At 58.7% G+C, this 22,561-nt stretch carries 21 protein-coding genes; 9 read left to right on the top strand and 12 right to left on the bottom strand.

Going from position 1 to position 22,561, the window contains the following annotated elements; all coding sequences use genetic code 11:
- Positions 1–1,144, top strand: a 1,144-nt coding sequence (locus tag VEH04_04425; GenBank protein HYG22006.1) for a uroporphyrinogen-III synthase, incomplete at its 5' end; no start/stop codon positions are given.
- 9 nt (positions 1,145–1,153) lie between these two features.
- Here VEH04_04425 and VEH04_04420 read toward each other — a convergent pair.
- Positions 1,154–2,050, bottom strand: a complete 897-nt coding sequence (locus VEH04_04420; GenBank protein HYG22005.1) for a DMT family transporter — start codon at positions 2,048–2,050, stop codon at positions 1,154–1,156.
- Between the two features lie 325 nt (positions 2,051–2,375).
- On the opposite strand from VEH04_04420, the gene treS reads away from it, so the two are divergent.
- From treS to VEH04_04405, 3 genes are all read left to right on the top strand, one after another.
- Positions 2,376–5,729: a maltose alpha-D-glucosyltransferase gene (treS, locus tag VEH04_04415; protein HYG22004.1), complete on the top strand. Its 3,354-nt coding sequence runs from the start codon at positions 2,376–2,378 to the stop codon at positions 5,727–5,729.
- Positions 5,726–7,807 carry a 4-alpha-glucanotransferase gene (malQ, locus tag VEH04_04410; protein HYG22003.1) on the top strand — a complete coding sequence of 694 codons (2,082 nt, stop codon included), beginning with the start codon at positions 5,726–5,728 and terminating at the stop codon, positions 7,805–7,807. The genes treS and malQ overlap by 4 nt, the downstream gene beginning before the upstream one ends.
- Before the next feature lie 138 nt (positions 7,808–7,945).
- On the top strand, positions 7,946–9,619 hold the full coding sequence (locus VEH04_04405; protein HYG22002.1) for a sigma-70 family RNA polymerase sigma factor: 1,674 nt from the start codon (positions 7,946–7,948) through the stop codon (positions 9,617–9,619).
- Positions 9,620–9,930: 311 nt separating this feature from the next.
- Here VEH04_04405 and VEH04_04400 read toward each other — a convergent pair whose 3' ends face one another.
- The 10 genes from VEH04_04400 to atpB all read right to left on the bottom strand — a co-directional run bounded on the left by VEH04_04400 (position 9,931) and on the right by atpB (position 18,384).
- Positions 9,931–11,202: an ATP-dependent 6-phosphofructokinase gene (locus tag VEH04_04400; protein HYG22001.1), complete on the bottom strand. Its 1,272-nt coding sequence runs from the start codon at positions 11,200–11,202 to the stop codon at positions 9,931–9,933.
- Between the two features lie 248 nt (positions 11,203–11,450).
- Positions 11,451–11,861 carry a F0F1 ATP synthase subunit epsilon gene (locus tag VEH04_04395; GenBank protein HYG22000.1) on the bottom strand — a complete coding sequence of 137 codons (411 nt, stop codon included), beginning with the start codon at positions 11,859–11,861 and terminating at the stop codon, positions 11,451–11,453.
- Positions 11,862–11,921: 60 nt separating this feature from the next.
- Positions 11,922–13,376 (bottom strand): F0F1 ATP synthase subunit beta, encoded by a 1,455-nt coding sequence (gene atpD, locus VEH04_04390; GenBank protein ID HYG21999.1) that lies wholly within the window; start codon positions 13,374–13,376, stop codon positions 11,922–11,924.
- A 42-nt stretch (positions 13,377–13,418) separates the two neighbouring features.
- A complete protein-coding gene (gene atpG / locus VEH04_04385; GenBank protein ID HYG21998.1) occupies positions 13,419–14,300 on the bottom strand; it encodes an ATP synthase F1 subunit gamma in 882 nt (293 codons plus the stop codon).
- 2 nt (positions 14,301–14,302) lie between these two features.
- Complete coding sequence (locus VEH04_04380) at positions 14,303–14,584, bottom strand: hypothetical protein (protein ID HYG21997.1); 282 nt, start codon at positions 14,582–14,584, stop codon at positions 14,303–14,305.
- Positions 14,585–14,588: 4 nt separating this feature from the next.
- On the bottom strand, positions 14,589–16,121 hold the full coding sequence (gene atpA, locus VEH04_04375) for a F0F1 ATP synthase subunit alpha (protein HYG21996.1): 1,533 nt from the start codon (positions 16,119–16,121) through the stop codon (positions 14,589–14,591).
- A gap of 28 nt (positions 16,122–16,149) precedes the next feature.
- On the bottom strand, positions 16,150–16,542 hold the full coding sequence (locus VEH04_04370) for a F0F1 ATP synthase subunit delta (GenBank protein ID HYG21995.1): 393 nt from the start codon (positions 16,540–16,542) through the stop codon (positions 16,150–16,152).
- A 43-nt stretch (positions 16,543–16,585) separates the two neighbouring features.
- On the bottom strand, positions 16,586–17,131 hold the full coding sequence (gene atpF, locus VEH04_04365; protein HYG21994.1) for a F0F1 ATP synthase subunit B: 546 nt from the start codon (positions 17,129–17,131) through the stop codon (positions 16,586–16,588).
- A gap of 47 nt (positions 17,132–17,178) precedes the next feature.
- Complete coding sequence (locus tag VEH04_04360; GenBank protein HYG21993.1) at positions 17,179–17,367, bottom strand: ATP synthase F0 subunit C; 189 nt, start codon at positions 17,365–17,367, stop codon at positions 17,179–17,181.
- Between the two features lie 72 nt (positions 17,368–17,439).
- Entirely contained in the window at positions 17,440–18,384 is a 945-nt protein-coding gene (gene atpB, locus VEH04_04355; GenBank protein ID HYG21992.1) for a F0F1 ATP synthase subunit A, read from the bottom strand.
- Between the two features lie 234 nt (positions 18,385–18,618).
- Between atpB and VEH04_04350 the strand changes: the two genes are divergently transcribed.
- The 4 genes from VEH04_04350 (at position 18,619) to VEH04_04335 (ending at position 21,259) form a co-directional block, all read left to right on the top strand.
- Positions 18,619–19,005 (top strand): ferredoxin, encoded by a 387-nt coding sequence (locus tag VEH04_04350; GenBank protein HYG21991.1) that lies wholly within the window; start codon positions 18,619–18,621, stop codon positions 19,003–19,005.
- Positions 19,006–19,082: 77 nt separating this feature from the next.
- Complete coding sequence (locus VEH04_04345) at positions 19,083–19,700, top strand: FHA domain-containing protein (protein ID HYG21990.1); 618 nt, start codon at positions 19,083–19,085, stop codon at positions 19,698–19,700.
- A 294-nt stretch (positions 19,701–19,994) separates the two neighbouring features.
- A complete protein-coding gene (locus tag VEH04_04340; protein HYG21989.1) occupies positions 19,995–20,507 on the top strand; it encodes an RNA polymerase sigma factor in 513 nt (170 codons plus the stop codon).
- Positions 20,504–21,259 (top strand): hypothetical protein, encoded by a 756-nt coding sequence (locus VEH04_04335; GenBank protein ID HYG21988.1) that lies wholly within the window; start codon positions 20,504–20,506, stop codon positions 21,257–21,259. The genes VEH04_04340 and VEH04_04335 overlap by 4 nt, the downstream gene beginning before the upstream one ends.
- A gap of 170 nt (positions 21,260–21,429) precedes the next feature.
- Here the strand turns inward: VEH04_04335 and VEH04_04330 are convergent, their stop codons facing one another.
- Positions 21,430–22,191 (bottom strand): prepilin-type cleavage/methylation domain-containing protein, encoded by a 762-nt coding sequence (locus VEH04_04330; GenBank protein HYG21987.1) that lies wholly within the window; start codon positions 22,189–22,191, stop codon positions 21,430–21,432.
- Between the two features lie 31 nt (positions 22,192–22,222).
- On the opposite strand from VEH04_04330, the gene VEH04_04325 reads away from it, so the two are divergent.
- Complete coding sequence (locus VEH04_04325) at positions 22,223–22,483, top strand: hypothetical protein (protein ID HYG21986.1); 261 nt, start codon at positions 22,223–22,225, stop codon at positions 22,481–22,483.
- Positions 22,484–22,561 lie beyond the last annotated feature (78 nt).

Genomic DNA, 22,561 nt, shown 5'->3' with positions numbered 1-22,561 from the left:
GAATTACGCAGGCATCCCGCTCACGCATCGCAGTTACGCATCCGCGTTCACTGTGCTGACGGGCCATGAAGATCCCGACAAACAAAGCTCGGATCTCGACTTCAAGGAAATTGCACGGATACCCGGGACCAAGGTGATCCTGATGGGCCTGAAGCGCTTGCCCGTTCTCGTTGAGACCCTGATCGCGGAAGGCATGAGTCCCGACACACCTGTTGCCATGGTTCGCTGGGGCACGCGCGGAAACCAAAAATCGGTGGAGGGCACCCTCGCGACGATCACGCACATTGCGACGCAGCAGAACATCGCGGCGCCCGCGATCACGATCATTGGCGGCGTCGTGAAGCTGCGCTCGCGCCTGAACTGGTTCGAGCAGCGCCCGCTGTTTGGCCGGCGCGTTGTCGTCACACGCACGCGCGACCAGGCCAGCCAGTTGTCACAACGCCTCGATGAACTGGGCGCCGAAGTGCTGGAGATTCCGACGATCCGCATTGCTCCTTCGGACCGGCGCGAGGACATCGTGGACGCATTGTTGGAACTGAATTCCTACGACTGGCTTGTGTTCACGAGCCCGAACGGGGTCACGTCCTTTTTCGACCTGTTTTTCAAACGCTTTCAAGATTTGCGGGACATTGGCGGAGTGAAAATCGCGGCGATCGGCCCTGCCACCGCCGAAAAGCTGCGGCAGTTGCACTTGCAGGTGGACGTCATGCCGGACGAAGCGTTGGGCTCGCGGGTCGCTGCTGCCATCAACAAGTTTGAATCCGTTGAGAACTTGAAGATTTGCCTGCTGCGGGCGCAGGTGGCGAATCCGGATCTTCCCGCGGAACTCGAGGCGCTCGGCGCCATTGTTGACGACATTGCGGTCTACAAGACGGAACCCGAGCAGGAAGACCGCACAGGCAGCGCGGCTCAACTGCTAAAGGATGGCGCCGATTGGATCACCTTCACGAGCGCATCAACCGTGGAGCATTTCCATGCGCGATTCGATCTCCCCAGGCTGCGGCTGCAATTTCCGAACGTGCAACTCGCGTCAATCGGTCCTGAAACGAGCAAGGCGCTTCGCGCACTGGGGCTTGAACCCACGGTCGAAGCAAAGGTGCATACGATCGAAGGCGTGGTGGGCGCCCTGCTGAAGAACGCGTGAGTCGCAGACTCAGCCAAGAATCGTAAGGATGATCCCAATCATGATGCCGATCACGGCCGGAAGTTTTTCGCGCCCGTGTTGCTCGCGGAACAGCATGATCCCTCCCGCGAATGCAACCAGCGTGCTGCCTCGCCGCAGGCTCATCACGATCGAAACAAGCGAATCAGGATCGGCGAGCGCACTGAAGTAGATGTAATCGGCGACGAGCAGCGCGATGGCGATCAGCGGGATGCTCCAGCGCCAATGGAATTCGTTGCGTTCCCACCAACGCTTCTGCCAGCCGATCATGAATGGCGTGAACAGCACGAGAAGATATACGGAAAACCATGCCTGCACTGTCGGGACACTGAAACCCGCGCTGCCCAGCAGGTACTTGTCGTAGAGCGAACTCACAGCCCCGAACAACGTGCCGATCAACAGGAACCCGACCCATTTGTTGCGATGAAAGTGAACGCCTTCACGACTGCCCACGAACGACAATCCCACGAATGAAGCCAGCGTTGTGAGGACGCCAATCGTTTCCAGCACACTCGGCCGTTCGCCCAAAACCAGGATCGCTCCGAACAGCGTGAAGAGTGGACTGCTTGCGCGGATGGGGGAACCGAGCGACAGCGGCAAATGCTTCAATGCGAAGTAGGTGAAGATCCAGGAAGCGGCGACAATGCCTGATTTCAGAAACAATTGCAGATGCTGGATTGTGTTCAGTCGCTGCGTTGTGACGGACGGCGGCAGGCTGCCGGGCGAAATCGCGTCCGCAGCGAGCAAGCCGATCCAAACGATCGCGCCTGTGAACGTGCTGAAGAACAGTACCGGCAGGACTGCGTTGGCGCGCACCGCATGCTTCGTGCTCAGCTCGTAGATGCCGAGAAACACTGCAGACAAAAGGCTGGCCAGGATCCAATGCATCAAAAATTTGAGCCCCGGCCAGTTCCGACCGGGGCTGCGCCGACAGTTTGTAAACCAGGCGAAGGATGAAGTCCAATCGTCGCGCAGGTTACCAAACCTATGCTGCCCTCCGCAGTAGGCCGCTGCGGAGGACGGGCTGTTTCGCCGGCTTCAAAGCCGGATGGACGTGACGAACGCCATGCGGTTAAGAACCTCCGACACCGACTCGGAGGCGGCGCGCCGTTTACTCCGCACCTCTCACTGGGGCTTTGCCCCCAGAGACCTCCCTCGGAAACTTGATAGAAACTGCATTGCACGACGGTGACATTTCGGAGAACTGTAACGCATGGCCGAGCCCCAAAACCCTGACTTTACCCCGGACCAGGATCCACTCTGGTATAAAAGCGCCATCATCTACGAAGTTCCCGTTCGCGCGTTCTTCGACAGCAATGCCGATGGGATTGGCGACTTCCGCGGGCTGACACAGAAGCTCGACTACATTGCCGACCTCGGCGTCACCGCGATCTGGCTGCTCCCATTTTATCCGTCGCCGCTCAAGGACGACGGCTATGACATTGCCGATTACTATTCGATCAACCCGATCTACGGCACGCTGGATGACTTCAAGGAATTCATGCAGGAGGCGCATGCGCGCGGGTTGAAGGTGATCACCGAATTGGTGCTCAACCACACCTCCGACCAGCACGCCTGGTTTCAGAAATCGCGCCGAGCAAAGCCAGGCAGCCCCGAGCGCAATTACTATGTCTGGAGTGACACGCCCGAGAAATACAAGGAGGCGCGAATCATCTTCAAGGATTTCGAGCCCTCGAACTGGACGTGGGATCCCGTCGCGCACTCCTACTACTGGCATCGTTTTTATTCGCATCAACCCGACCTCAACTTCGACAACCCCGACGTGCATCGCGAGGTGCTGAAGGTCCTGGAATTCTGGCTGGACCTGGGCGTCGACGGTTTTCGGCTGGACGCAGTCCCCTACCTGTTTGAACGCGAGGGAACGTCGTGCGAAAACCTGGTGGAGACTCATGATTACCTGAAGGAGCTTCGCCGCCAGGTGGACGCGCGCTATCCAAATCGCATGCTTCTGGCGGAAGCCAACCAATGGCCGGAGGACGCGGTGAATTATTTTGGAGGCGGCCAGGGCGACGAGTGCCACATGGCCTTTCACTTTCCCGTGATGCCGCGCCTGTTCATGGCCGTTCGGATGGAAGATCGCGTTCCCATCACAGACATTCTCGACCAGACTCCCGCAATCCCGGAGAACTGCCAGTGGGCGCTCTTTCTGCGCAACCACGATGAACTCACGCTGGAAATGGTGACCGACGAGGAGCGCGATTACATGTACCGCGTCTACGCAAGCCATTCAAAGGCGAGGATCAATCTGGGAATTCGGCGCCGCCTCGCGCCGTTGTTGAACAACGATCGAAAACGCATCGAACTGCTGAACCTCCTGCTGCTCTCGCTTCCCGGCACGCCCGTGATTTATTACGGGGATGAAGTGGGAATGGGCGACAACATCTTCCTTGGCGATCGCAATGGTGTGCGCACGCCGATGCAATGGAGCGCCGACAAGAACGCAGGTTTCTCGCGGGTAAGTCCGCAGGCGCTGTATCTGCCCATCATCCTCGACCCCGAGTATCACTACGAAGCGGTGAACGTGGACATCGAGCAGCAAAACCTGCATTCGCTGCTGTGGTGGACGAAGCGCGTGCTCGCATTGCGCAAGCGTTGGAAGGTGTTTGGAACGGGAACCCTGGAATTCCTGCAGCCGGAAAATCGCAAGGTGCTGGCGTTCCTTCGTCGTTGTGATGGCGAAAACATCCTGGTCGTGGCGAATCTCTCGCGCTTTCCGCAGCCCGTCTCCCTTGACCTCTCACGCTTTCGAGATCACACGCTGATCGAGCTGTTCGGCCGCACGAAGTTTCCCGCGATCGGCGAAGGATTGTATCCGCTGACTCTGAGTCCGCATTCGGTTTTTTGGTTCTCGCTGGAGCCAGCCTCCAACAGGGTTGCCGCGTCGGCCGCACCGGCCCAGTGCCAGTTGTTGACTGTTGATGAGCGCTGGCAGGAACTCCTTGCGGGCCGCGAACGCGACAGCTTCGAAGCCTGCCTCCCTTCCTACGTGCAGCGCCAGCGCTGGTTCGTGGGCCGCGGCGAGATCAAGGCCGTCCGCGTGCGCGACACCATCGAAGTGCCGCTGGAAGGCGAATCCGCAATCGCCGCGCTCCTGCTCGTGGAGTTTGCTCAGTTCGATCCCGAGGAATACATGCTGCCCCTCGCATTTGCGAGCGGCGCGGAGGCGGAACGAATCAGCCGCGAGCAACCGCAGTTTGTCATCGCGCAAGTCGCCTTCGAGTCATCGGCTACGCAAGGCGTCCTTTATGACGCGGGCGCCAACCGCCGTTTCGCGCAGGTCCTGTTCCAGTTGATGAGCGATGGCGGCTCGATACGCGACGCGCGCGGACGAATCACTTCCATCGCGGGGGCGGCCCTGAAATCCGCGGGCAGTGGCGTCAGGCTGGAGCCGGCCGCGATCCGCACCGAGCAGCGCAACACAGTGGTCATTTACGGGGATCGCTATTTCCTGAAGCTCTTTCGCCGCGTTGAAGCGGGTGTGAATCCTGGATTGGAATCGGCGCAGTTCCTTGACTCCAAGCACTTCCCGCATGTTCCAACATTTGCGGGCGGACTGGAATTTCAGCGCGAGCACGGCGAAACGACCTGCTTTGGTTTGTTGACGGCGTTCATTCCGGGCGCGCAGAACGGCTGGGATTTCACGCAGGATGCCTTGCATCGCTTCTTCGACAGGGTGCGCACCATTCCTCTGGAACGGCGAAATGACGGGTCGGCAGAGCTCTCGTTAATTGAACTGGCGGAGCGCGATGTGCCGCCCGGGTCTTTGGAAGTCCTCGGCGCCTATTACGAGAACGCGCGCCTGCTGGGACAACGCACTGGCGAACTCCACCTCACGCTGGCGTCGGATTCCGACAGCAAAGATTTCGCCCCCGAACCGTTCACACCGTTCTACCAGCGGTCGCTCTACCAATCGTTCCGGAATCACCTCACGCATCATTTCCAAATCCTTGCCCGCGAAGTGCCCAACCTCGCGCCCAGCGTGCGTCCGCTCGCCGAACAGGTGCTCGCGATGCGGGATACGATGCTCGCCCGCTTTCGCGTCGTGCACCAGTCAAACCTGGAAACCGTCCGCATTCGATGCCACGGAAATTTCCACCTCGGCCATGTTCTGCACACGGGGCGCGATTTCGTAGTCATCGACTTCGAAGGCGAGCCCGGGCGTTCACTCAGCGAACGCCGCATCAAGCGCCCCGCATTGAGGGACGTTGCCGCAATGATTCGATCGCTCGACTGCGCCGCGCAGGCGGTGTTGTTCCGGCAAAGCGAGTTCGGAACCTTGCAGGGGGAACAAGTGCGTGTCGTGGCGCCGTGGGCCCAATACTGGTCCCGCTCAATCAGCGCCTGCTTCCTCGGCGCCTACCTGCAAACGGTGCGCGGATCGCTCCTCGTGCCGAAATCAAAAACCGGCATTTCTGTTTTGCTCGATGCCTTCGTGCTCGATCGCGCCCTCACTGAAATGGGCCAGGATCTCAGCAACCGTCCCAACTGGCTCCCTGTTTCGCTGCAGAGCATCCTGCAACTGATGGAGCGCTCGAAAACACAATGAGCGATTGGCCGTTGCTCCAGCAACTCGCGCAGGCGCATGGCGTGCAAACGTCGTACGAGACGATGACGGGCGAACGCGTTACAGCGCAACCCGAAGCGCTCGTCGCGCTGCTGCGGGTGCTTGGCGTCGAGGCGGGAAATACCAGGCAGATTCGAAGCGCCATCAAGGAGCACGATAACCACATCTGGAACGAGCCGCTCGGGCCTGCCGCCGTGCAATGGAATCGAAGACCCAGCGTCGTGCGCGCCTGCCTTCCCGGGTCGCACAGCGGGCGTTTTCAGGCCAGCGTTCACTTGGAGGACGGCAGCAAACCAGTCCGTCTGAATCGAAATGCCAGCTGCGTTGTGGCTCGAGTCGAATCGGGCGATCGCACCTTGGACGCGGTTGAACTAACGTTGCCGCCCCTTCCCTGCGGCTATCACGAACTGGAACTCGAAGCCGGAGGGCGACGCTGGACGTCGTGGATCATCTCCGCCCCGACGCGTAGTTACTCTGAACGTAATCGCCGTGATTGGGGACTCTTCCTGCCGATGTATGCGGCGAGGACGGAGCAAAATTGGGGCAGCGGCAATTTGTCCGACTGGCGCCAGCTCTGCGACTGGACGGCGTCGCTTGGTGGTCGAGTCGCTGGAACCCTGCCCCTGACCGCTGCGTTCCTGGATCATCCTCAATGCGACCCAAGCCCGTACTCCCCCGCGAGCCGTCTGTTCTGGAACGAGTTCTACCTCGACATCACGCGCATCCCGGAATTCGAACAGTCAGCAACCGCGCGCAAGCATGCGGGCGAAACCTCGATGCAGCGGCGGCTGAAACGCTTTCGTTCTGAACGGCTGGTGGATTACGAAGCCGAATGGCGCGCGCGCCGGGAGGTTTTGGAAATTCTGGCAGACGAATTCTTTTCGAAACAGAACCGCAAGGATCGCTTCGAACGCTTCCTGAAAGAACGGCCAGAAGTCCGCGATTACGCGGCCTTTCGCGCTGTGTGCGATCAGCGCAGGGAATCGTGGCATGTCTGGCCGCGGCGCCTGCGCGACGGTGAATTGCGCGCCGAGGATTTTGATGAGCGGACGCGCAATTTTCATCTGTATATCCAATGGCAGATGCAGGAACAGGTGGATGACCTCATTTCCCACTGCCGCGAAATCAACGTTCAGTTCTACCTCGACCTTCCGCTCGGAGTGCATCCTGACGGGTATGATGTATGGCGGCAGCGCAGTGCCTTTGCGTTCGGGGCCAGTGCGGGCGCGCCGCCTGATTCGTTCTTTACGCTCGGACAGGATTGGGGATTCGCGCCCCTGCATCCGCAGCGCATCCGCCAGCAACGATACCGCTACGTCATCGATTATTTGCGATTCCAAATGCGGCACACCGGGTTGCTTCGGATCGACCACGTCATGGGCCTGCACAGGTTGTATTGGATTCCCCACGGCTTCAAACCGACCGATGGCATTTACGTCCGCTACGCGGCTGAGGAATTGCATGCGATTCTCAGCGTCGAATCACACCGGTATAAAACGACCCTCATTGGCGAAAACCTCGGCACGGTTCCACCTGAAGTGAACGACGCAATGGCGCGGCACGATCTTCGTGGCATGTTCGTGGCCCAATATCAGCAACGGCCCGACCCGAAGTCCGCACTCGACCTTCCGGCGCAGCGGACCGTCGCCAGCCTCAACACGCACGACATCCCGACATTCGCGGCTCATTGGAAGGGCCTGGAAATCGTCGATCACACGAAACTCGGGCTTGTCGCCAGGAATCAAGTGCGGGCAAAACGCTCGGACCGTGCATTCCTGAACGAGGCTTTGGTGGCATTTTTGAGGAAGCAGCGCCTCGTGAAGGGCAAAGCTGATCTTCAGGAGGTGCTGCCTGCCGTGCTGGAGTGGCTTGCGCGCAGCCCTGCCGAGATTGTGTTGATCAACCTGGAGGATCTCGTGCTTGAGGAGCAGCCGCAGAACATGCCAGGCACCTACAAGGAGCGGCCGAACTGGCGCCGCAAAACAATGCGCCTGCTCAGCGAGATCATGGCCGATCCGGCGGTCAAACGCGCGTTGCGGCGCGTGGCCGCGCACCGATAGCGCAGACCACCGGGTCTGCTGTATCGCCTGTCCTCCGTACCAGCCTACTGCGGAGGGCAGGACAGGTTCGCAACCGGCGCTACGAACTAAGGGAAACCCAGTCACCTTTCGCGGTGATTTCACCACGTATGCGCTGATATGATTACCACACCAATGACGACCGTTTCGACGGATAGCGACGCAAACCTCGTGGCGGCGAGCCTCTCAGGCAATCGCGATGCCTTCGGCGAGATCGTCGGCCGCTATCAGTCGCTCGTTTGTTCGCTCGCCTACAGCGCGACAGGACGATTGAGCGACAGCGAGGATCTTGCGCAGGAGGTGTTCATCACGGCATGGAAGGAGCTTCGCAACCTGCGCGAACCTTTGAAGCTGCGCGCCTGGCTCTGCGGCCTGGCCCGCAACACCATCAACAACTGGCTGCGCCGCCACGGACGCGAGCCCAGCCACGACGCTCAGTCACTTGACCTGATCGGGGAAACTACGACGTCGGATCCCATGCCCCACGATTCCACGATCAGCCGCGAGGAAGAGAACATCATGTGGCGCTCCCTGGAACGTGTTCCCGACATCTATCGGGAAACCCTTGTGCTTTTCTATCGCGAACAACAGTCCATCCAGAAGGTCGCCACCGCGCTGGACCTCAGCGAGGATGCGGTGAAACAGCGGCTGTCGCGCGGGAGAAAGCTGCTTGCCGATGAAGTCACGGGATTCGTTGAAGGCGCACTGAAACGTTCCGCGCCTGGGCGCGCCTTCACATTCGGCGTCCTGGCAGCACTTCCAGCTTTTACGGGCTCAGCAAGCGCGGCAACCCTCGGGGCCGCCACGGCACACGGAACCGCGGCGAAGACAGTTCTCGCGGCAGGCGTTTCGGGCGCCATTTTTGGAACTGTGCTCGGCCTTTTGGGTGCGTGGTTCGGCGTCAAGGCAAGCCTCGCCAATGCCCTCTCGGAAAAGGAACGCCGGTTCATTGTGCGCTGCTCGTGGGCGATCGGTGGATTGGTGACAGTGTTCCTTGCTTGTCAGTTTGCCTTGATCCGCTGGGTCGTCAGCATCGCATCGGAAAAGCCGCTCGAGGCTGCCGTCGCAATCCTGGTTTTCAGCCTGGCGTATTGCGCCGTGCTGCTCATTGTGATTCTGAAGTCCAACCAGCGCCTGCACCAACTGCGGCTCGAAGCCGCCAACGAGGCGGCTCATTTGGACGAGGGAGCGCAATTCCTTCCCGAACACTTTGAGTATCGCAGCCGATGGACGTTGCTGGGCGTTCCATTGATTCACATCAAAACTGGGCGTCAGGCGAACAAGCGGTTTGGCCCCGCGTTCGGATGGATCGCTTTCGGGGATGTCGCTGTGGGGATTTTGTTCGCTGCGGGCGGATGTTCATTTGGAGCGATCAGCATGGGTGGCGGGAGTGTGGGGATCCTCAGCGTCGGCGGCCTGGCTATCGGAGGCCTCGCCTTCGGCGGCGTTGCACTGGGCGGAGCGGCAATCGGCGGCGCCGCAATGGGCTTCATCGCGCTTGGCGGCGTCGCAATTGCATGGCATGGGGCGGTTGGCGGAATTGCCGTCGCACACCACCTCGCAATGGGCGGCGTAGCGCAGGCGTTGCATGCGAATGACGCGGTTGCAAAGGCCTTTTTTGAAACGCACCCGTTCGTTGGATTCGCCCAGGGCCTGGCTGAACACTCCAAATGGATCGTCTGGCTGTGCGTCATACCGATTTGCGCCAGCATCTGGCTCGCGTACCGGGCACGGCGGCAACGCGCGAAACGTGAGGCGGCGGCTGATTGCGATGACTCGAAACGGAAAGGCTAGAACGGGAGTTGTACTTCACCCTGCCGCTTTTGCGCAGCGGAGAGGCGGCGTCGACGCGGGGCGATGTGCCCCTGCGAGCTCGCTTTGAGAAAGCGCAGGTGGCGCAGGCAGATGCCGTGCGAGATCGCGCCGATTTCGCCCGCGGGCGGGCACGGCTCACACCACGCACACACCGCAACCGAAATCGGAAAATCGAGTTGTTCGACGCGCTCCCGGTGCATTGGCCCTTGTGTATGACAAAAAGCCGCGCACGTCACGAACTAAGATTGCGGCCCATGGCGCAATTTCCAGATCTGCGCTAAGCCATGCGATCACGACCACGTTACAGGCTGACCCGTCGTCGCAAGCACACCCCGCCAAAGTTCGCCCTTCAAATCCACGTTCCTTGTCCTTCCTTTCAATAGTTCGATCGGAACATGAACGAAATGCCCGTGCACCACACCAATGATCACCCCGGTCTTGCCGGCCATCGCCGCATGCGCCGCGTGGCGTGCGAAAGAATCACAAAGGACAGCGTCTTCTGAGTTGGCTGCGACGCTTCGAACGACGTAGCTCGGATCAAAATAGCGCAACGTGATTTCCATCTTCTGCGCCTTGAAATAATCAGCAATGCGCTGCTTCAGGAACGGACCGACGTCCTGAAGAACGGCGTTACCCGATGCATCACATGTCCCCAACGCGGTTCCCATCAACTCCTGGCCTGCGCCTTCCGCGACAACAATGACTGCATGCCGGCGTTGCTCGAGGCGCCGCTTCAAGGCCAATAACAGCCCGCGGTCGCCATCCAGCGTGAATGGCAATTCAGGAATCAGGCAGAAATTAACATCCTGGCTGGCGACTGACGCAGCGGCGGCAATGAAGCCCGCATGCCGGCCCATGAGCTTCACAAGACTGACTCCGTTGAAGCAGCTGTGACACTCCGTATGCGCGCAATCAATCACATCGCGCGCCGCACCAACGGCAGTGGTGAATCCAAACGTGCGCGATACAAACGGAACATCATTGTCGATCGTCTTGGGAATGCCCACCACTGCCAGGGGATGTTTCCTGCGCCGTGCTTCCACAAACAAATCCCGGCCGCCTCGCTGGGTTCCATCACCGCCAATCGTGAACAGCATGTTGATGCCGAGGCGTATCAAGTTATCGACTGCGGCACCCGTATCCACGGGCCCGCGCGATGTGCCGAGGATCGTGCCGCCTTCGCCGTGGATGTCGTCGACGAGGTCGGGCGTGATCGTGATGGGCGGGGCGCCGCGGTCGGGATCGAGTCCGCGGTAACCATCACGGAACCCCAGCACCTCCTTCACGCCGTATCCGAAATGGAGTTCAAGAAAGAGTGAACGAATGACATTGTTCAGTCCGGGACAAAGCCCGCCGCACGTGACGATTCCGGCCCGCGTTTCAGACGGCTTGAAAAAGATGCGGCGCCGCGCGCCTGCCACTTCAAGGTACTTGAGCGCACGTGGAGGTGCCGGTCGCGACCATTCCACTGCTTCGGGAACGAAAGATTCCCCATGGAGCGTTTGGCGGATCGGTGAAGGAAAGCGGCACTTGCCGAGATTGGTAACGGTAAGCAAAGCCATAAACAACGCACTCCTTTACACGTTTCGGTACGAAACGAAAAGCACTCCTGGCGACCTGCCCTGTAGCGCAGGTCGCCAAAGCGGAGCGCTGATTTTCAATTGCCTGCGATGATCGAAGAACCGGTCGCGTCAGGATTGAAGGAAATCCAATACCACCAAAGGAGCATCAGCGAACTTGGCCGCCTCAGGCAAAACCGGACGCTAATTCGACTGCAAGTCGGCGCTCCGGTTTCGGCGTTAGCCTGCTGTCAGCGTCCGCCCTGGCGGCGTTTCACCTTGAGCTGCGCCAAGGATTGCGCCAGCGCAGCCTGGACGAGAGCTGATTCCTCGTCATCGATCTTCTCCGCGAGGCGTGACTCCGCGCGCCGGCGCGCTTCCTCAGCTTTGGTTTCGTCAATGTTCTCCGCGCGGATTGCCATGTCAGCGAGAATAGCCACCCGCTCGCCCGTGATCTCGGCGAAGCCTTCTCCAATGGCGAGGAAGAAATCCTGCCCGCCCTTGCGTGCAACGATTTCGCCGGGAGAGATTTGCGTCATCAGGGGAACGTGATTGGGATAAATTCCCATCTCACCTTCCACACCCGGCAGCGTGACCATCTCGACGTCGTCGGAGTAGACCTTCGCGTCGGGCGTGACGATTTCAAGCTTCAGAGTTGCCATAACTTTCCAGTATCGCTTTCGGGATTCCACCCCAAGCGGAATCCCCAAGTCGTCGAACGATCAAGCTTCCTTGATCTCGTCGATCCCGCCCTTCATGTAGAAGTTCACCTCGGGCACATCATCGTGTTTGCCTTCCAGGATTTCCTTGAAACCACGGACGGTTTCGGCAACAGGAACCTGCTTGCCTTCGCGGCCGGTGAACACCTGCGCAACTGAGAACGGCTGGCTGAGGAAGCGCTGAATCTTGCGGGCGCGGAACACGGTGAGCTTGTCCTCGGGGGACAGTTCGTCCATGCCGAGAATCGCAATGATGTCCTGCAAGTCCTTGTAGCGTTGAAGCACCTTCTGAACGCCGCGTGCGACATCGTAATGTTCCTGGCCGACGATATCAGCTGAGAGCGCGCGGGAGTTGGACGACAGCGGATCTACGGCGGGATAAATGCCCAGCTCAGCGATGGAGCGTTCCAACACAATCGTCGCGTCCAAATGCGCAAACGTGGTGGCAGGCGCGGGATCCGTCAGATCGTCCGCAGGCACGTAAACTGCCTGGAACGAAGTGATCGAACCCTTCTTTGTCGACGTGATGCGTTCCTGCAAATCGCCCATTTCAGCGGCAAGCGTCGGCTGGTAACCCACCGCAGACGGCGTGCGGCCGAGCAGCGCGGAGACTTCAGAACCTGCCTGCGAGAAACGGAAAACGTTATCCACGAACAACAAGACGTCCTGGTTTTTTTCGTCGCGGAAATATTCCGTCACGGCCAGCGCGGAAAGCGCGACCCGCAAACGCGCGCCCGGGGGTTCATTCATCTGGCCATAAACGAGGCCGATCTTGGAACCTTCCTCGATGATCGGCATGCCGTTCTCACCCTTGATCGGATGACCGCTCGCGTCCTTCTTGGTCTTGATAACGCCGGCCTCGATCATTTCGTTGTACAAATCGTTGCCTTCGCGGGTGCGTTCACCCACGCCCGCGAACATCGAGATGCCGCCGTGCAGCTTCGCGATGTTGTTGATCAATTCCATGATGACGACCGTCTTGCCGACGCCCGCGCCACCGAATGCGCCGACCTTGCCGCCCTTGAGGAACGGACAGATCAGGTCAATGACCTTGATGCCAGTCGTGAGAATCTGCGGGCTCGTGGACTGGTCGACGAGAGTGGGTGCCGCGCGATGGATCGGCAGGTATTTGTCCGCCTTCACGGGTCCCTGCTCATCCACCGGGTTTCCAGTGACGTCAAACACGCGGCCCATGACGGCTTCACCGACAGGCATGGAGATCGGCGCGCCTGTGTCGATGATTTCCATCCCGCGCTTCAGTCCTTCCGTGGTGCTCATCGCGACCGCACGCACCCAGTTGTCACCGAGATGCTGCTGCACCTCGAATGTCAGCTTGGTGCGACCCTGTCCGGGCAGGTCGTATTCGACCGTAAGCGCGGTGTAGATCGCCGGGAGCTTGTCCGCGAACTCGATGTCCACGACGGGGCCGATGATTTGGACGATTTTGCCTTTGTTCATGCTAAGTTAATTCAAAATTAAATCTAAGATCTCCAACCCTCTTCAACCCAGCGCCATCTGCGCGGTCGTGATTTCCAGCAACTCCTTCGTGATGTTCGCCTGACGCAGCTTGTTATACTCGAGCGTCAGATCCTTGATCAGCTGCTTGGCGTTGTCGGTTGCGTTCTTCATCGCAACCATGCGTGAGCTGTGCTCGGACGCCTTGGCTTCCAGCAGGATCTGGTAAACCTGAAAGTTCAGGTAATGCGGCAGCAGCGATCCCAGCACGCCTTCGGGGCCGGGTTCAAACAGGAATTCCAGCTCGGAGGATTTCTCGAGCGCCACAGAACTCTCCTGCCCATCAACGCCCGCCTGCACTCCGCGGATTTCGCCAATCGGCAGCAGCGGGAGGACGTCCGGCTTCTGGTTCAGCGTGCTGATGAAATTCGTGTAGAGCACATCCACATGATCCACTTCGCCCTTGAGAAACATCTCCTGAACGAACTTTGAAATCGAGCGCGCTTCTGCGAAGAGCGGTGAGTCCTTGTAAGTGAACTCGGCCACCAGCTGGCGTTTCGTGCGGGCGACAAATTGCGCCCCTTTGCGTCCTGCACAGACGAACACCGTCGTGTTCTTGTCGAACCTGGCCGCCTCACGCGTAAGGTTGGAATTCAACGCGCCGCACAAACCCTTGTCCGTGCTGACCAGAATCACCGCGCGCTTCCCGCCGCCGCGCTTCTCCATGAGCGGATGATTGAAATCGCCTGAATGCCCCGCCACGTGCGCCAGCATGTTGTTCATCAGTCCCGCGTAGGGACGTCCGGCGATCGCCGCCAGCTGAGCTTTGCGCATCTTGGACGACGCCACCATCTGCATGGCCTTCGTGATCTGGGCCGTGTTCTTGACCGACTTGATACGCCGGCGAATGTCGCGTGTGCTGGGCATGGCTAGAATCTTTTGCGAGGTCCCACCTTGTAAACAGGCGCGGTTTCTCTGATGTGAAAACCTATTTCCGCCTTCTTCTCAGCGGGTGACGAAACCAAATGCCGGATTGCCTCAAACAGTTCCTGAATAGCCTCATCGTGGCCGGTTACCCGCGCCTCAAGTTCGCCGGGCTTTATGGCAAGTTCGCCAGCCAGGTCGAAATCAAACATCACGCGTTGCCCGCGAACGAGGAAGATCCTCTCCTCAATGCGGGTGATTGCAGCGATGTTGGACTTTCTGGCCATATTCTTACCGATAGGTCTGTTTGAATTCAGTGACCGCGGATTTCAGTTCGCCGGCAAGTGCGTCGCTGATCGCCTTCTCCGTCCGGATCCTGGTCAGGATCTCAGCCTTCCGCGTATTCAAAAAGTCCGTCAACTTGGTTTGGAAATCCTTCACCTTCTCCACGGCGACATCATCGAAGAAATTATTCTGCACGGCCCAAAGCACTGCAGCCTGAATTTCAACGGGGATGGGGTTGAACTGCGGTTGCTTGAAGATCTCAACGACGCGCTTGCCGCGCTCGAGGATCCCTTGCGTCTTGGCATCCAGATCCGACCCGAACTGCGCAAACGCCGCGAGCTCGCGATACTGCGCCAAATCCCCCTTGATGCGTCCGGCTACCTGCTTCATCGCCTTGATCTGCGCGGCCGAACCGACGCGGCTGACGGACAGACCGACAGACACCGCGGGGCGAACGCCTTGATAGAACAAATCGGTTTCCAGGTAGATCTGGCCGTCCGTGATCGAAATCACGTTCGTGGGAATGTACGCCGAAACGTCGCCTGCCTGGGTTTCAATGATCGGCAGCGCGGTCAGCGAGCCGTTGCCATACTTTTCAGAAACACGCGCCGAACGCTCCAGCAAACGGCTGTGCAGGTAGAACACGTCACCAGGATATGCCTCGCGGCCTGAAGGACGCTTCAACACGAGCGACACCTGGCGATAGGCAACCGCCTGCTTGGAGAGATCGTCGAAAATGATCAGCGCGTCCATGCCATTGTCCATGAACCATTCACCCATCGCTGCGCCAGCGAACGGTGCGAGGTATTGGTTCGAAGCGGAATCGGACGCGGCTGCAGCAACGACGATGGTGTCTTCCATCGCGCCAGCTTTTTCCAGCTCAGCAATGACGCGCGCAATGTTCGACTGCTTCTGGCCGATCGCGACGTAGATGTTGTACATCGGCCGAAAATCCTTTTCGCCGGAAGCGCGGCCCACCTTGTTGATGCGTGACTGATTGATCATCGCGTCCACGCCAATTGTGGTCTTGCCCGTGGAGCGATCGCCAATGATCAACTCGCGCTGCCCGCGGCCAATCGGGATCATCGCGTCAATGGCCATGATGCCGGTCTGCACAGGCTGGCTGACGGATTTGCGCTTCACGATGCCCGGCGCGATTTTCTCCACGGGATAGAACGCAGACTCCTTGATCGGCCCCTTGCCATCGATGGGGCGTCCGAGCGTATCGACGACGCGGCCGAGCAGACCCTTGCCCACGGGAACCGAGAGCAGCTTGCCCGTGGTTTTGACTTCCGAGCCTTCATGGACCGAGAGGTAATCGCCAAGGATGATGGCGCCCACTTCAGTTTCTTCAAGGTTCAGCGCGATGCCGACGACTCCGTTTCCGAAGTCGAGCATTTCGTTGAGCATGGCGTCGGTGAGGCCTTCGATCTTCGCGACACCGTCCGAGATTTCGCGGACGACTCCGACGTTTTGCTTCGCGACCGACGTCTTCACGCCCGCGATCTGCGCTTCGATTTCCTGGAGAAGATTGCTCATATCAAATTTCGTTTCCGTTCTTCGTAAATTACAAACTCGCTTCAAGCTCGGCCAAACGCGCCTTCACGCTGCCGTCGTAGACATCGCTGCCGACCTTGATCCGCAGCCCGCCGATCAGGCTGGGATTCTGCGCAAATGAAATGTTGAGCCCGCCGCCGTAAAGCTTCGTGAGCTGGCCCGTGACGGCTGCCTGCTGCTCAGCGGAAACGGGCGCCGCGCTTTCGACAAGGGCTGTCCGCCGTTCAATATCCAGTTTCAGCAGCCGTTGAAAGTGCGATAGGATGGCAACGTAGCCGCGGGGCTTCTGCGCAATCAGCTGGGCGACAATCTGCTTCGCGCGATTTTCATCGAGCACGCCATTCGCAACGCAACTGCGGAACAGTTGCTTGGCATCGCGCCGGGACTGTTTGGAGATCTTCATGCCGCTTCGCTGAGTTCCAGGTTCAAGACTTCAGACCTTGAGATTACCGCGACAACTGCTGCGCGGTTTCGTCGGTGAGCCGTTTCTGGTCGTCCGCGGTCAGCACCTTCCCAGTAACAGTCGCCGTGGTCTGGACAACGAGCCGTCCGACTTCGCGCTTCAATTCGGCAAGCATGCGCGCGTGATCGGCTGCGGCAGCTTCGCGGGCCTTGGAAATAATCTGTTCAGCGGCGGCGATGGCTTTCTGCGTTTCCTGTTCCTGGACCTTTGCCGCCGCGGCGCGCGCGTCCTCAATCGCCTTGTTCGCCTGCACGTTGGCCTGGCTGAGAATTTCCTGCGCCTTCACCTGCGCGCTCGCCAGCTCCTGTTTGATGCGGTCGGCATCGGTCAAGGATTGGGCGATGCGCTGGCGCCGTTCCTCGAGCACGCGAAGAATGGGCTTATACGCGAATCGATGCAGGAGGAATGCAACAATGCAGAAACTGATCACCTGTGAGATGAACAACTGCGTGTTGAAGCCGAACTGCTCGCCCGTTTCGCGCGCAATGTCGCCCAGACCTGCCGCGGCAAAAATGATTCCAGAACTCATAGTGAACGTGACGGGTGGCGCGGAGCCGAAGCTCCGCGCCTGATGTCTTATCGTGCGAGGAAGATCGCGAAAAACACGATTCCTTCCGCAAATGCGGTGCTCAGAATCGCCTGCACGAGAATCTTCGTGGCTGCGCCGGGATTGCGTCCCACCGCTTCCGAAGCCTTCATACCGATGAGACCGACACCCAGGGCCGCGCCCAAACAGGCGAGACCGATGTGAATGTTACCCGTCATATGTTTGTTACCTTTCGTTGTATCGCCAGCTCCCGCGATTGAACACGGTCAAGCTGGAGAAAGTTTTGAAATTCAATGCTCGCCCGCCGGGTGATGTCCTTCTTCGTGCGTGCAGATGAGCAGCGTGAACACCGCGGTCAGCAACATGAACACCAACGCCTGAACCACGCCCACGAGCAGTTCCATTGCGTAGAACGGTAGCGCCAGCAGCCATCCGAAGGCGGCCCCGCCCATCAGAGCCATCGATTCAAGCATGTTCTCACCGGCAAAGATGTTTCCGTAGAGACGGAAGCTCAGGGACACGGGGCGGAAGAGAATCGAAACGACTTCCAGGAGGCCGACCAGGATGAAAACCGCAATCATGAGGACCTTCAAAAGGCCGGCTGTATCGCCCTTCGGTCCAAACAGGTGCAGAAGGAATCCGCCGGCCCCGTTCGCCTGCAAGGCCCACACCACCCAGCAAACAAAGAACACCATGGCCATCGCCAGGGTCATGTTCAGGTCGGCATTGGCTCCACGAAACAGCGGCCGGGAAATATGATGGAGATGTTCGTTGGCATCAGGAACTCCCCAGCCAATAGATCCCACGCCCGGGAACAGTCCGGCCCAGTTGGTAAATAGAATGAAGATGAAAATCGTAGCGAAGAACCAAAAGGTTTTCTTCACCAACTCATGCCCAATGATGCCTTCGAGGAAATTGTAAAGCCCTTCAACAAGCCATTCCCAGAAGTTCTGCGCGCCCTGGGGAACTGCCTGGATGTTACGAGTCGCAAGCTGTGCGAACACAATGACCGCGAGCGCCACGATCCAGGTCATGATCATGGAGTTCGTTACGTAGAACGGCCCCACATTGAAGCGCGGCGCGTTGGGGGTGAGTCCATGGTGGGCTTCGCCTTGAGCGGCACCCGCAGCCGCGTGTTCCGCGCCAAAGGCAAGCGGTGCCCCTGCTACAAACAGCCACAATAGAATGACTCGAACCAGTTGCATCACGTAAAAAAAGACCGTGCCAGAAAACACCAGTTTTATTGGGTTCTTGGCCGGATCGCCGGTGAAGTTGTCCCATCGTGAAAATCTTCACAAGGATTATTTTGGTGAAAGATGTCCATTGTAACGAGACTCATGATTTGCATGAGATGGGATTAATCCCACAGCCGGGGAAGGTTGCCGGGATGGAGGCGGGACATTCCCGAAGGAACGATGATCACGAACTTTTGGCTTCTCAAGACACTTTGCGGCGAGGCACAGTGCTTCATGCCCCGCGATGAACTTCAGGAACAGGTTGAGGCCCTCGGGATCGACACAATCCGGCGTCACATCTTCCTCTGCACCGATCCCGAAAAAGCCAAGTGCGCGTCACGCAAGGAGACGGTCCGCTCCTGGGAATTTTTGAAGGGGCGATTGAAGGAACTGAAACTTTCCGGTCCGCATACCCTGGTTTACCGAACCAAGGCCAACTGCCTGCGCGTCTGCACGGATGGGCCAATAGCCGTCGTTTACCCCGAGGGAACCTGGTATCGCCGATGCGATCCGGAGGTTCTCGAGGAGATCATCCAGAAACACCTGATCGGCGGCCGTCCGGTCGAAGAATACGTTTTTGCCACGAATCCTCTTCAGGCGGGCGAGCACCGTGTCGAATAGGGTCAGTCCATGATTCCAAAAAAACTCGACAATACGCAAAAACCCGAAATAATCAGCGCCATTATGCGCGGAGGTTTATGGCACGGCTTATTGTAAAAACACCCGGGCTCGGACGGGAGGTCATCGATCTCAGGTTGGGTTCGAATCTAATTGGCCGAAGCCCGGAGACGGATTTCCCCCTGGTCCATCCCACGATTTCCACCCTGCACTGCGAGCTCGTTTTGAGTGACACGGGAGTGGTGTTGCGCGATTTGGAATCGACAAACGGCACGTTCGTGAACGATGAAAGGATTCGCGAAGTGACCTTGCTTCCTGGCCACGCACTACGATTCGGCGACGTGGAACTGTTTGTCGAGAGCACGGAAGCGCACGTCGCCATTCCCAAGTTCGCCAATACCGAGCTCCCAGCCCCCCCGAAGGTCTCGCTCGAAGGCGCGATGATCTGCCCCAAGCACCCGCACGCCCCGGTCGCATTCCAATGCACCGCCTGCATGGAAGTCATGTGCAACGCCTGCGTGCATCGGCTGCGTCGCAAAGGCGGCAAGAATGTTCTCCTGCTCTGCCCCGTCTGCAGCCAGCCCGTCAAGCTCATCAGCGAACCCGACAAACAAAAGAAGCGCTCGTTCCTGGCGCGTGTTGGCGAAACGGTTAAATTGAAGTGGACGCGGTCCATCAACACTGAGAAGCAGGCTTGATTGCCGCCGCCTGCTTCACAGCCTTGTGCCATTTGTGGTCGCCGGGAAACAATACCGGGATTCTGACGATTAGTTTCGATGGATATATCCGCTGGAGGGGCAACAGCCCTGGAAACTCCCCCGCCTTATTTGCAGACTTCAACCGAAAACGTGCCATGCCTCTAAGAGGCGCGGGGAATCTGTTCGGTTCCCGCCTAAGTTTCAGGCCAGGGACGTTGCGTCGGAAACCCCGGCACAATTGGATTCGCGGGAACATTTGCTTCGCAGCCTGCTCATATTCAACGATGTCGCTGTATGGTTCCAGCCCTGGATTTTGAAAGCGTGGTGGCCCGTTTCTACGAGCCGCTGTATCAGTTCGCTTTCAGCCTGACTCGAGCGGAGGCCGACGCCTGTGACCTGACGCAACAGACGTTTTATGTCTGGGCAACCAAGGGGCACCAACTGCGCGACACCGCGAAAGTGAAGACCTGGCTGTTCACCACACTGCATCGAGCCTTCCTCGAAAGTCGTCGGAGAGCGACCCGTTTTCCGCATCACGAACTCAGCCAGGTGCCCACCGAATTGCCCACGTTGTCCGCCGAACACGCGCTGTCGCTCGATACCGATCAGGTCCTTGCGGCGCTCTCGCGAATCGATGAAGTCTATCAAGCTCCCGTTGCGCTGTTTTATCTTGAGGACTGTTCCTACAAGGAAATCGCAGACATCCTCGCGATCCCGATGGGCACGGTGAAATCGCGGATGTCCCGTGGCATCCTTCAACTTCAGGCTTTGCTGGCGGACGAAGCCAGCCAACGCAGGCCGTCATGACCGTACAGGAAGCAAAAGAAATTCTTCGCTTTTATCGCCCCGGCACCGCGGATGCCGAGGACGCTGAATTCAATGAAGCACTGCAATTGTGCGAGGAGCGTCCCGAGTTGAAGGAATGGTTCGACGCGCATTGTGCCGTGTATTCTGTCATTCGTGACCGCATGCGCGGTGTCGCTGTTCCAGAAGGTCTCGCACAGCAAATCATCGCCGAGCGCAAAATCCAGCCGCCGCGCTTTCCCACCTCCAAAGCCCTGCGCGTCCTTACTGCCGCTGCGGCAATCGCCATCACGTGTGTCGCTTTGATGTTCCTTCGTGGACCTGCTGAAAACACCGGCTTCACGGGATTTCGAGAACGCATGATTGGCACAGCGTTGCGCAGTTATGCGATGGACCTGCATAGTGAAGACTCGGAGCGCATCCGCGCATTTCTCGCGACGGAGCGCTCGATTGCAGACTACGTGCTCCCAGAGGGTTTGAAAGACGCAAAACCCATCGGGTGTGTTGCGACGACCTGGCAGGGCGAACCAGTCTCAATGATTTGTTTTCGCTCCGGCAACCCGCCCGCATCGGGGCGCGTAAGTGACGTGTGGATGTTCGTGACCGCAACCGAGTCGGTTCGGGGCGCGCCGAAATCGACAACCCCCATCATCACGACCTTCAACAACACCACTGCTGCGAGCTGGACGGACGGTGATCGCACCTACTTGCTGGCAGTGGAGGGCGACGAGACGATGTTGCGCCGTTTTCTGTGAAGACGCCTGCGGAGCGGTGGCTTTCAGTGCTCAAAGAACCTATCACGCGCAAGTTGAGAGCTGTTCCAATTCCACAAAAGAGGAGGATCGCTGCGGATTTGCACCCGTCCCAGACAGATTCAAAGCCGTAAGCCGACTGCAAGTCGGCGCTCCTGCGGCGGGCGGGAAGTTCAGTAGTGGTAGTGCTCGGGCTTGCGTTCCACGCTCATCGTGGAAAGCACCCAGAGGAAATCCTGCAGATCGTAGTTCTTCAGCAGGATCGGAAGTTTGGCAGCACCCGGACGTACCGGGGGCTTCGTGCTGTTACGACGCCACCGATGCATTTCGGAATGACCGTCCGCAAACGAAAACACACCTGCACCATCGTGATCTGAGGCCGGCAAATCGCGCCACTCCGGACGCTCCCCGCTGTTCAGAAAATAGCCGTCGTTGATGCTGTCCGGATGTTCCTCCGTAAAAATAAAAATGTCCGACGGACGCGGGATGGCCGACTGGTTGAAGAATTGCAGGTAGGAAGGATTATTGACGTTGTAGCCAGCCTGCGTGAATTGCCCGGCGTCGCCAACCATCGCGTTCATCGAATAGCTGCGCACCCGATTATTCCACCCTGCCTGCTTTTGAATGCTGCTGACCACGTAATCCGTCGGACACCGATATATGGCCGCAGATCCACCCGTGTAAGGCCCCAGGCCAGTCGCCAGCAACGCCGCTGCGTTTGTATTGTCAGGCGACAATTCCCAGTCTTCGACATTATTCGCCCAGTTTAATTCCATCGGCGGGTTCACTCCGGTCCCTTTTCCACTGATGTTGACCCCCAGGTTGTAGGGAAGGTTGCCGCGGTTATCGTCTGTATAAAGGAAACAAGCGACGCCGAGTTGCCTTGTGTTGTTGAGACTGTAGACGCCTTGCGCGCGCGCCTTAGCTTTTGCCAACGCAGGAAGAAGGATGCTCGAAAGAACGGCGATGATCGCGATAACGACCAGCAATTCCACCAAAGAAAAGGCAGGGGAACCGGACGCCGCAGCTTTATTGGCTTCTTTTGGTGTGATGCTCATGAACGAGCTTGCGTCTGTAGCCGTTGTTCAGCGCAATTTTCACCCGCATACTTACGCCTTCAGCTTTCCAGTGTCAACCGCTCCGAACGTGCAGGCGCAAAAAGACCAACGGCTGATTCATCTGGTTTTGGGAATGGGCTGGCGTAGCCTGCTGATGGGCGGGCTTTGAATTAACCCATGAGAGTCGGCGTGCCGTTGGATTGGATAACCTGTTCGGCGCCCGGCACTCTCGAGGGTCGTATGTGGT

It is taken from the genome of Verrucomicrobiia bacterium, assembly GCA_035629175.1.
GTDB lineage: Bacteria > Verrucomicrobiota > Verrucomicrobiia > Limisphaerales > DASXHY01 > DASXHY01.
The sequence above is the reverse complement of the archived record's forward strand: the minus strand, read 5'-3'. Positions and strand labels throughout refer to the sequence as shown.

What these genes read in the sequence shown, in the direction of transcription:
- VEH04_04420 (HYG22005.1), bottom strand. Translation starts at nt 2,050, where the DNA reads ATGCATTGGATCCTGGCCAGCCTTTTGTCTGCAGTGTTTCTCGGCATC.
- treS (HYG22004.1), top strand. Translation starts at nt 2,376, where the DNA reads ATGGCCGAGCCCCAAAACCCTGACTTTACCCCGGACCAGGATCCACTC.
- malQ (HYG22003.1), top strand. Translation starts at nt 5,726, where the DNA reads ATGAGCGATTGGCCGTTGCTCCAGCAACTCGCGCAGGCGCATGGCGTG.
- VEH04_04405 (HYG22002.1), top strand. Translation starts at nt 7,946, where the DNA reads ATGATTACCACACCAATGACGACCGTTTCGACGGATAGCGACGCAAAC.
- VEH04_04400 (HYG22001.1), bottom strand. Translation starts at nt 11,202, where the DNA reads ATGGCTTTGCTTACCGTTACCAATCTCGGCAAGTGCCGCTTTCCTTCA.
- VEH04_04395 (HYG22000.1), bottom strand. Translation starts at nt 11,861, where the DNA reads ATGGCAACTCTGAAGCTTGAAATCGTCACGCCCGACGCGAAGGTCTAC.
- atpD (HYG21999.1), bottom strand. Translation starts at nt 13,376, where the DNA reads ATGAACAAAGGCAAAATCGTCCAAATCATCGGCCCCGTCGTGGACATC.
- atpG (HYG21998.1), bottom strand. Translation starts at nt 14,300, where the DNA reads ATGCCCAGCACACGCGACATTCGCCGGCGTATCAAGTCGGTCAAGAAC.
- VEH04_04380 (HYG21997.1), bottom strand. Translation starts at nt 14,584, where the DNA reads ATGGCCAGAAAGTCCAACATCGCTGCAATCACCCGCATTGAGGAGAGG.
- atpA (HYG21996.1), bottom strand. Translation starts at nt 16,121, where the DNA reads ATGAGCAATCTTCTCCAGGAAATCGAAGCGCAGATCGCGGGCGTGAAG.
- VEH04_04370 (HYG21995.1), bottom strand. Translation starts at nt 16,542, where the DNA reads ATGAAGATCTCCAAACAGTCCCGGCGCGATGCCAAGCAACTGTTCCGC.
- atpF (HYG21994.1), bottom strand. Translation starts at nt 17,131, where the DNA reads ATGAGTTCTGGAATCATTTTTGCCGCGGCAGGTCTGGGCGACATTGCG.
- VEH04_04360 (HYG21993.1), bottom strand. Translation starts at nt 17,367, where the DNA reads ATGACGGGTAACATTCACATCGGTCTCGCCTGTTTGGGCGCGGCCCTG.
- VEH04_04350 (HYG21991.1), top strand. Translation starts at nt 18,619, where the DNA reads ATGCCCCGCGATGAACTTCAGGAACAGGTTGAGGCCCTCGGGATCGAC.
- VEH04_04345 (HYG21990.1), top strand. Translation starts at nt 19,083, where the DNA reads ATGGCACGGCTTATTGTAAAAACACCCGGGCTCGGACGGGAGGTCATC.
- VEH04_04340 (HYG21989.1), top strand. Translation starts at nt 19,995, where the DNA reads ATGGTTCCAGCCCTGGATTTTGAAAGCGTGGTGGCCCGTTTCTACGAG.
- VEH04_04335 (HYG21988.1), top strand. Translation starts at nt 20,504, where the DNA reads ATGACCGTACAGGAAGCAAAAGAAATTCTTCGCTTTTATCGCCCCGGC.
- VEH04_04325 (HYG21986.1), top strand. Translation starts at nt 22,223, where the DNA reads ATGATCGCGATAACGACCAGCAATTCCACCAAAGAAAAGGCAGGGGAA.